This is a genomic window from Streptomyces sp. AF1A (assembly GCF_047340315.1).
In the GTDB taxonomy this organism is placed as follows: Bacteria; Actinomycetota; Actinomycetes; order Streptomycetales; family Streptomycetaceae; genus Streptomyces.
This window is the reverse complement of sequence record NZ_JBLEBI010000240.1, coordinates 1-8,255: the sequence shown is the minus strand read 5'-3', so window position 1 is coordinate 8,255 and position 8,255 is coordinate 1. Positions and strand designations below refer to the sequence as shown.

Here is an 8,255-nt window from a genome sequence, read left to right as displayed (position 1 = left end):
CCCGCACCGGCCTCGACCTCGCCGACGCAGCTGTGCGTGCTCGTGCTGTGCCTCGGCTGATCCGGCGGGAAGCGGTTCCCGCGCGCCTTACGGAGTCATGACGTGGTGGGCGCGCCCCGCGGGCGGGGTGCCCCGCGCGTCTAGCGTGGCCGTATGCGTGTACTGGTCACCGGCGGTGCCGGGTTCATCGGGTCCCATGTCGTCGACGCGCTGCGCGAGAGCGGGCACGAGGCGGTCGTGTACGACGTCCGCGACGACCCCGGCGCGGACGTGCGGGACGCGGAAGCGGTGACCCGGGCGCTCGCCGGGGTGGACGCCGTGTGCCACCAGGCGGCGATGGTCGGGCTCGGCAACGGCGTCGCCGACGCGGCCGACTACGTCTCGCACAACGACCTGGGCACGGCCGTGCTGGTCGCCGCGATGGCGCGGGCGGGTGTGCGGCGGCTGGTACTGGCCGGGTCGATGGTCGTCTACGGCGAGGGCCGCTACACCTGCCCGCGGCACGGTGTGGTGCGGCCGGGCCCCCGGGCGGTGCCCGACCTCGACGCGGGACGGTTCGAACCGCGCTGCCCGGCGTGCGGGGAGGAGCTCGCCCCCGGCCTGGTCTCGGAGGACGCCCCGGCCGATCCCCGCAACGTGTACGCGGCGACCAAACTGGCCCAGGAGCACCTGGCCGCCGCCTGGGCCCGCTGCACGAACGGCGCCGCGCTGTCGCTGCGCTACCACAACGTGTACGGGCCCCGGATGCCGCGCGACACCCCGTACGCCGGGGTCGCCTCCTTCTTCCGCTCCGCGCTCGCCCGCGGGGAGGCACCCCGCGTGTTCGAGGACGGCCGGCAGCGCCGGGACTTCGTGCACGTGCGGGACGTGGCCGCCGCCAACGTCGCCGCCCTGGAGGCGGACGCCGCCCCCGGTGTCCTCACGGCCTACAACACCGGCAGCGGCACGCCCCGTACCGTCGGCGAGATGGCACGGGCGCTCGCCGACGCGTGCGGCGGCCCGGAACCGGTGGTCACCGGGCAGTACCGGCTGGGCGACGTACGGCACATCACCGCGGACTCCTCGCGCCTGCGGGCCGAGCTGGGGTGGAAGCCCCGGGTCGGATTCGACGAGGGGATGCGGGAGTTCGCGCGGGATGAACTGCGGGAGGAACCACGGGAGGAACGGCCGGAGGACTGAGGCCCGCGGGGCCTTGCTAGGAAGCGGACGGCAGGGTCACCTCGAAGCGGCAGCCGCCGGGGATGTTGCGGACCGTCGCCCGGCCCTGGTGGGCCTCCACGATCCCCCGGACGATGGCCAGGCCCAGACCCGCGCCCGCCGGGGGCGTACGGGCGTCGGTGCCGCGCCAGCCGGTGTCGAAGACGCGCGGCAGGTCCTCGTCGGGGATGCCCCCGCAGCCGTCCGTGACGGACAGCACCACGCCGTCGTCCGTGCGCTCGGCGGCGACGGCGACCGTGCCGTCGGCGGGCGTCCGGCGGATGGCGTTGACCAGCAGGTTGCCCAGCACGCGGCTCATCTCCCTGCCGTCCACCTCGACCGGCACGGGCTCGACGCGGTCCCCCACGAGACGCACCCCGTGCTCGCGGGCCAGCGGGTCGGCTCCCGCGAGGGCGTCGCCGACCAGGTCGTACAGGGAGATCCGGGACAGGCTCAGGGACAGCGTGCCCGCGTGGATGCGCGAGAGTTCGAAGAGGTCCCCGACCATGTCGTTGAGCCGTTCGACCTCGGCGCGGATCTGCTTCAGATAGCGGTCGGGGTCGGTGGCCACCCCGTCCTCCAGGGCCTCGGACATGGCGCGCAGCCCGGCGAGCGGGGTGCGCAGGTCGTGCGAGATCCAGGCGACCAGCTCGCGCCGGGACGTCTCCAGGGCCCGCTCGCGCTCGCGTGATTCCGCGAGTCTGGCACTGGTGGCGGCCAGCTCCCGGCTGAGTTCCTCGAGTTCGGCGGTGGCGGGCCCGTCCGGCGGGGCGAAGGCGCCGCCGTCGCCGAACGAGCGGGCGGCGTCGGCGAGTTCCCGGCTGCGGGCGACCACCCAGCGGCCCAGGAGGAGCGCGGTGGCGAGCGAGACCACGGCCGCCATGGCGACGACGGTGGTGACGACTTTCAGGTCGTGCGGGGACAGGAACATCGCCCAGGCGACGGCCAGCGTGCCGGCCAGCATGGCGACGACCCCGACGGCGGCGACCACGGCGAGCGAGGCGGTCAGGGACCGCCGCCGGATCAGGCGCAGCACGCACGCCCCGGCCAGGCCCGTGGCCGCGGCGCCGGCGAAGGCGTAGAGAACGATGAGGAGGGTGTCGTTCATGGTCGGTCCACCGCCTCACCGGGCTCGAAGCGGTAGCCCACGCCCCACACCGTCTGGATCCGGCGGGGCCTGGCCGGGTCGTCCTCGACCTTGCCGCGCAGCCGGCGCACATGCACCGTGACGGTGGACAGGTCACCGAAGTCCCAGCCCCACACCTCGCGCATCAGGTCCTCACGGGTGTACGCCCGGCCCGGGTTGCGCAGGAAGAACGCGAGCAGGTCGAACTCCCTGAGAGTGAGGGAGAGTTCGCTGCCGTTCTTGGTGGCGCGGCGGGCGTCCGGGTCGACCGCCAGGCCGGCCGCCGCCAGCCGGTGCCCGGTGGCGGCGGGGCGGCTGCGGCGCAGCACCGACTCCACGCGCAGCACGAGTTCGCGCGGGCTGAAGGGCTTGGTGACGTAGTCGTCGGCGCCGACCTCCAGGCCCATGATGCGGTCGTCCTCGTCGCCGCGGGCGGTGAGCATGATGACGGGCACGGGGGCCCGGTCCCGCATCCTCCGGCACACCTCCAGGCCGTCCATGCCGGGCAGCATCAGGTCCAGCACCACCAGGTCCGGCCAGTGCGCGACGGCCCGGCTCAGCGCGGTCGGACCGTCGTCGGCCCAGTCGACCAGGTAACCGGCGCGGTCCAGGTAGCCGACGACGACCTCGGCGACGGTGGGGTCGTCGTCCACGACCAGGACCCGGGCCGCGCGGCCTGCGGCTTCCGCCCCGTGGGGCTCGTACTGCGGTTGCATGCCTCCAGCCTCGCACCGCGCGCGCTCCGCCGGCGCGGCGCCTGGTCGGCGTCCGCGTTTCGTAAGGAGCGGAAGTCCGGTATGCCCGGTTGGCGTTCGTAGGGTGAAAGCCGTGACGACCACTTCATCTCAGGTCGACGTGGTGCTGCCCTGCCTGAACGAGGCCGAGGCCCTGCCCTGGGTGCTCGCGCGGATCCCGGCCGGCTGGCGCGCACTCGTCGTCGACAACGGTTCCACCGACGGCTCGGCCGAGATCGCCCGCGCGCTGGGCGCGACCGTGGTGCACGAGCAGCGGCGCGGCTTCGGCGCCGCGTGCCATGCGGGGCTGACTGCCGCCGGCGCCGACATCGTCTGCTTCTGCGACTGCGACGCCTCGCTCGACCCCGCGCTGCTCGTGCCCTTCGTGAGGGATGTGCGCGACGGGGTGGCCGACCTGGTGCTCGGCCGGCGCCGTCCGCAGGGCCGCGGCGCCTGGCCGCTTCACGCCCGGGCCGGCAACCTCGCCCTCGCGCGGATGCTGCGCCGTCGTACCGGGCTGCGCCTGCACGACCTGGGACCGCTGCGGGCCGCCCGCCGCGAGGCGCTGCTCGACCTGGCCCTCACCGACCGGCGCAGCGGCTACCCGCTGCAGATGGTGGTCCGCGCGGCCGACGCCGGCTGGCGCGTCACCGAGCACGACGTGCCCTATCTGCCGCGCACCGGCACGTCCAAGGTGACGGGCACCTGGCGCGGTACCTGGCAGGCGGTGCGGGACATGCGCCGCGTGCTGGCCGAGGCTCCCGCGGTCGCGGCCGGGGCCGGCGGGAGGGCCGTACGGTGACCACCCTGCTCGTCATCGCCAAGGAGCCGCGCCCGGGGCGGGTCAAGACGCGGCTCAGCCCGCCGTTCACGCCCGAGGAGGCGGCACAGCTCGCCGAGGCGGCGCTCGCCGACACCCTGGACGCCGTGGCGGCCGCTCCCGCCTCCCGCCGGGTCCTCGTCCTGGACGGAGCTCCGGGACCCTGGCTGCCGCCGGGTTTCGAGGTGCTGCCGCAGTGTGCCGGCGGACTGGACGAGCGGCTGGCGGACGCCTTCGGGCACTGCCGCGGCCCGGCCCTGCTCATCGGCATGGACACCCCGCAGGTGACGCCGGAGCTGCTCACCGTGGACTTCGAGGACTGCGAGGCGTATCTGGGCCCTGCGGAGGACGGCGGCTTCTGGGCGCTGGGGCTGGCCGCCCCCGACCCGGCGCTGCTGCGGGGCGTGCCCATGTCGACGCCCACGACCGGCGCCGTGCAGCGGGAACGGCTGGAGAGCGCCGGGCTGCGGGTCCGCGAGCTGCCCCGGCTGCGGGACGTCGACGTGGCCGAGGACGCCCGCGCCGTCGCCGCCCTCGCCCCGCACGGCCGGTTCGCCGCCCGGCTGGCCCGCTGCACCCCGGCCTTCCCGCGGTGAGCGGCTCCGTCGCCTGGGCGGCCGCCGACCCGTACGCCGCCGCGCTGCGCACCGGCCGCGGCCCGCTGTTCCTGCGCCGCACCGACGGCTGGCTGCTCCCGCTGGAGGTGGAGCGTTGGTGCGCCCGGGCCGACGCGGTCGACCTGGCGGTGCTGGACCACTGCGAGGGCGCGGTGCTGGACGTCGGCTGCGGGCCGGGCCGACTGGTCGCGGAACTCGCGGCCCGGGGCCGTACCGTGCTCGGCATCGACGTCAGCGACGCCGCCGTGGAGCACGCGGCGGAACTGGGCGGGCCGGCGCTGCGCCGCTCGGTGTTCGAGCCGCTGCCGGACGAGGGCCGCTGGGACACCGTGCTGCTGATGGACGGCAACATCGGCATCGGCGGGGACCCGGCCGCGCTGCTGAGGCGGGTGGCCGGGCTGCTGCGGCCGGGCGGTCTGCTCGTCGCGGAGACCGTGCCGGTCGACGTCGACGAACGCGCGCAGGTGCAGGTGGTCGACGTGGCCGGCGGCCCGGACGGCACCGGTGCCCCGTTTCCGTGGGCCCGCCTCGGCACGCCGGCCCTGCTGCGGTACGCGCGCAGGGCCGGCTGGCGGCCGGTCGCTCAGTGGGGCGCCGGCGCCCGGTGCTTCGCATCCCTGCGCACACGCCACGCCAGCAGCAGCGCCGAGCCGCCGAAGAGCACGGCGGTGATCAGCAGCCAGCGGGTGAGGAAGCCGTCCACGGACTGCCCGGTGGCCGACCGGTAGCGCCGGTCCACCATCCCGCTGATCAGCGGGAACCAGACGAGGAGCAGCAGGCCGGACAGCGCGGCCGGGACCCGCACGTACGGTGTCCAGCCGCGCCGCCCGGCCGTTTCCAGGCCCCGCACGACGGCCCGGTCGGCGAGCGCGTACAGCGGGAGCAGGACGAGGTCGTGCAGCAGGGCGGCGCCCACGATCCACAGCGCCACCTTGAACCAGTCACCGGCGAACAGCCGGACGCCGGCGTAGGCGGCGAGCGCGAACGAGCAGGCGAGCAGCAGCAGTTGGAAGGGGCTGCCGAGCGGCACGCGACGCGGCATCACAGGTCTCCGAAGGTCAGCCGGGCCACCCACTTGGTGTTGAGCACGCCGGGCGCGGCGGGCACGATGACACGCGCCGGGTGGCCGTGGTCGGGGGACAGTTCCTCGCCGTTGACGTACAGGGCGAGCAGGGAGCGCGGATCGGCGACCTGGTTGGCGCGCAGGGCCGCGCGGCGGAAGGCACCGTGCCGTTGCAGGGACTCCACGAGCACGTCCGGCGGATGCCCGTCGTACCCGACGAGCGCCGCGAGGTCCCGCAGCCGGACCCCGCGCCACCACTGGTCGGCCGTCGACCAGCCCTCCACGCAGGCGATCGGCAACGACGCACTGTGCAGGGGCAGCCGCAGCAGCTCGGTGCGGCTGAGCCGGACGGTGCCGGTGCGCCCGGTGACGACCAGACGCCAGGCGTCCTCGTGGGTGTCGGCCGCCGTGATGCCGGCGTAGGCGGCCGTCTTGTTGATCTGGAAGCCGTTCGGGCCGCCGGCGGGATCGGCCGCGCCGTGCGGTGCGAGCAGGGCGGTGCGGCGGAAGGGGCCGCCCAGGCTCTGCCCGACCGTGGTCAGGAGCAGCAGCAGCGAGCCACCGCCGACGAACCACAGCGCGCCGCGCCGGGAGACGGTGGCCGGGGCGGGGCGCGGGGAGACCAGGTCGCTCTCCTCGTGCCGTCGCCGTACGGCTCTGATCGCCGTCGGCGTCTTCAGCGCGGCGTGGGCGACGAACGCCGCGAAGAACACCCAGGCGCCGTAGAAGTGCAGCGGGTAGAAGGAGCCCGGGAAGACGTAGTCCAGCTGGACGTTGAGCACTCCGGTGATGAACTCGAACAGCCCGCCCCCGACCAGCAGCACCAGCGAGATCCGCTCCAGGGCGTGGGTCAGGGAGCGGGCCGGCGGCAGGGTGAACAGCCGCGGCACCACCGACCACAGCTTGGCCAGCAGCACCGGGATCAGTGCGATGCCGAGCGTGACGTGGACGCCCTGGGTGAGCCGGTACAGCCACACCGGGTTGGTCGGCCAGGCGAACAGGTAGAAGCCGAGGGCGCCCTTGTCCGGGGTCATGTCGTTCACCCGGGACAGGCCGGGGTTGTAGGCGGCGTACGACACCAGCCCGGTCACGAACAGCACCGTGATGCCGACGAGCAGGACGAGGCCGAGCACGGAGGTGAGCCACGGGCCGCGCAGAGGGCTGCGCCAGAAACCCGGGGAGGTGGGGAGCCTGTGTTGGTCGCGCATGCTCCGACCGTAGGCCGGAAAACGACCGGGACCGGGTGCGCGACCGGTGACGAAACGCTGACGTCCGGCCCGGACCGCGCCCGCGCGCCGCCCTTCCGGCCTAGCGTTCCGGTGTGACCCGCTCCCTTCGCCGCGATCTGTGTGCCGCCGGCGCCGCCGCCCTGCTCGTGACGGCGGCCGCGCTGGTCGGCCGCCACATCCAGGACACCCGCCACACGCTCTTCGTGCGCTGGCCGCCGCTGTTCGCCACCTGGGACCCGCATGTCGGCCCCGGCACCCCCGCCGCCCTGGCCGTGGCGGCGGCCACCGTGGTGTACGGCCCCGCCCTGGCGGCACGTCTTTCCTGGCGTGCGGTGCTCGCGGCCGCCTGGGCGACCGCCCTTGCCTGGATCCTCTCCCTCGCCCTGATCGACGGCTGGCGGCGGGGCATCGCGGGCAGGCTGACCACGACCAACGAGTACCTGCGGGTCATCGGCCGCTTCCACGACATCCCGGCCACCCTGCGCGACTTCACCCACCACATCGTCAGCGGCTCACCCGCCCCCTGGCCCGCCCACATCGCCGGCCACCCCCCGGCCGCCACGCTGACCTTCGTCCTGCTCGACCGGATCGGGCTGCGGGGCGGTGGCTGGGCGGGGATGTGGTGCATCGTCGTCGGGGCGACCGGCTGCATGGCCGTGCTGATCGCGGTCCGCGCCCTCGCGGGCGAGACGCTCGCACGGCGGGCCGCCCCCTTCCTGGTGCTCGCGCCGGCCGCGGTGTGGCAGGGCGCGTCCGCCGACGGCTACTTCGCGGCCGTGGCCGCCTGGTCGGTGGCCCTGCTCGCCGTCGCGCTGACGCGCCGGTCGCTCGTGGCCGCGGCGGCCTCGGGCCTGCTGTTCGGCCTGACCTGCTATCTCTCCTACGGCCTCACGCTCTTCGCCCTCATCGGTGCGGCGGCCGTCGTCCTCGGCCGTGGCGGCCTGCGGGAGCGCCCCTCGCTGCTGCTGTGCCTGCTCGCCGGACTGGCCGTGTTCCCCGTCGTGTTCACGCTCGCGGGCTTCGACTGGTGGCAGGCGTACCACCTGCTGGTCACCCGCTACTACCAGGGCGTGGGCGGCACCCGCCCGTACGGCTACTGGGTGTGGGCCAACCTCGCCTGCGCCGCGGTCATCACCGGTCCGGCCACGGCGGCGGGCCTGGGGCGCACCACCGCCGCGCTGGTCCTTCGCCGCGACCGCGTTCCCGCCGGCCCGGACGCCGCGCGGATGCGTCTCGCGGTCCTCGTGTCCGCCGCGCTGGTCGCGTTGCTGGTGGCCGACCTCTCCGGCATGAGCAAGGCGGAGACGGAGCGCATCTGGCTGCCCTTCGCCCTGTGGCTCCTCCCCGCGTGCGCCCTCCTCCCCCGCCCGCGTGCCTGGCTCGCCGGCCAGGCGGTGCTCGCCCTGCTCGTCAACCACCTGCTGTTCACCGGCTGGTGACGGGTCGCGGGCTCAACCGCGCGTGCCCCC

The 8,255-nt window shown here is 75.2% G+C and carries 8 protein-coding genes; 5 read left to right on the top strand and 3 right to left on the bottom strand.

Annotation, left to right across the window (positions count from 1 at the left end):
• The first annotated feature begins 153 nt into the window (after positions 1–153).
• On the top strand, positions 154–1,179 hold the full coding sequence (locus ACLU3S_RS34120; protein WP_413955862.1) for an NAD-dependent epimerase/dehydratase family protein: 1,026 nt from the start codon (positions 154–156) through the stop codon (positions 1,177–1,179).
• A gap of 16 nt (positions 1,180–1,195) precedes the next feature.
• Here the strand turns inward: ACLU3S_RS34120 and ACLU3S_RS34115 are convergent, their stop codons facing one another.
• Both ACLU3S_RS34115 and ACLU3S_RS34110 read right to left on the bottom strand, forming a co-directional pair.
• The gene (locus tag ACLU3S_RS34115; protein WP_413955861.1) at positions 1,196–2,305 is read right to left on the bottom strand and encodes a sensor histidine kinase; all 1,110 of its coding nucleotides are present in this window, start codon (positions 2,303–2,305) and stop codon (positions 1,196–1,198) included.
• Positions 2,302–3,039: a response regulator transcription factor gene (locus ACLU3S_RS34110; protein WP_413955860.1), complete on the bottom strand. Its 738-nt coding sequence runs from the start codon at positions 3,037–3,039 to the stop codon at positions 2,302–2,304. Before ACLU3S_RS34110 ends, ACLU3S_RS34115 begins: the two co-directional genes overlap by 4 nt.
• Before the next feature lie 103 nt (positions 3,040–3,142).
• Between ACLU3S_RS34110 and ACLU3S_RS34105 the strand changes: the two genes are divergently transcribed.
• The 3 genes from ACLU3S_RS34105 to ACLU3S_RS34095 are packed head-to-tail and all read left to right on the top strand — an operon-like array spanning position 3,143 to position 5,222.
• Positions 3,143–3,859 carry a glycosyltransferase family 2 protein gene (locus tag ACLU3S_RS34105; RefSeq protein ID WP_413955859.1) on the top strand — a complete coding sequence of 239 codons (717 nt, stop codon included), beginning with the start codon at positions 3,143–3,145 and terminating at the stop codon, positions 3,857–3,859.
• On the top strand, positions 3,856–4,473 hold the full coding sequence (locus tag ACLU3S_RS34100; RefSeq protein WP_413955858.1) for a TIGR04282 family arsenosugar biosynthesis glycosyltransferase: 618 nt from the start codon (positions 3,856–3,858) through the stop codon (positions 4,471–4,473). Before ACLU3S_RS34105 ends, ACLU3S_RS34100 begins: the two co-directional genes overlap by 4 nt.
• On the top strand, positions 4,470–5,222 hold the full coding sequence (locus tag ACLU3S_RS34095) for a class I SAM-dependent methyltransferase (protein ID WP_413955857.1): 753 nt from the start codon (positions 4,470–4,472) through the stop codon (positions 5,220–5,222). Before ACLU3S_RS34100 ends, ACLU3S_RS34095 begins: the two co-directional genes overlap by 4 nt.
• A 313-nt stretch (positions 5,223–5,535) precedes the next feature.
• Here the strand turns inward: ACLU3S_RS34095 and ACLU3S_RS34090 are convergent, their stop codons facing one another.
• Positions 5,536–6,765 (bottom strand): molybdopterin-dependent oxidoreductase, encoded by a 1,230-nt coding sequence (locus tag ACLU3S_RS34090; RefSeq protein ID WP_413955856.1) that lies wholly within the window; start codon positions 6,763–6,765, stop codon positions 5,536–5,538.
• 113 nt (positions 6,766–6,878) lie between these two features.
• Between ACLU3S_RS34090 and ACLU3S_RS34085 the strand changes: the two genes are divergently transcribed.
• Complete coding sequence (locus ACLU3S_RS34085; RefSeq protein WP_413955855.1) at positions 6,879–8,225, top strand: hypothetical protein; 1,347 nt, start codon at positions 6,879–6,881, stop codon at positions 8,223–8,225.
• Positions 8,226–8,255 lie beyond the last annotated feature (30 nt).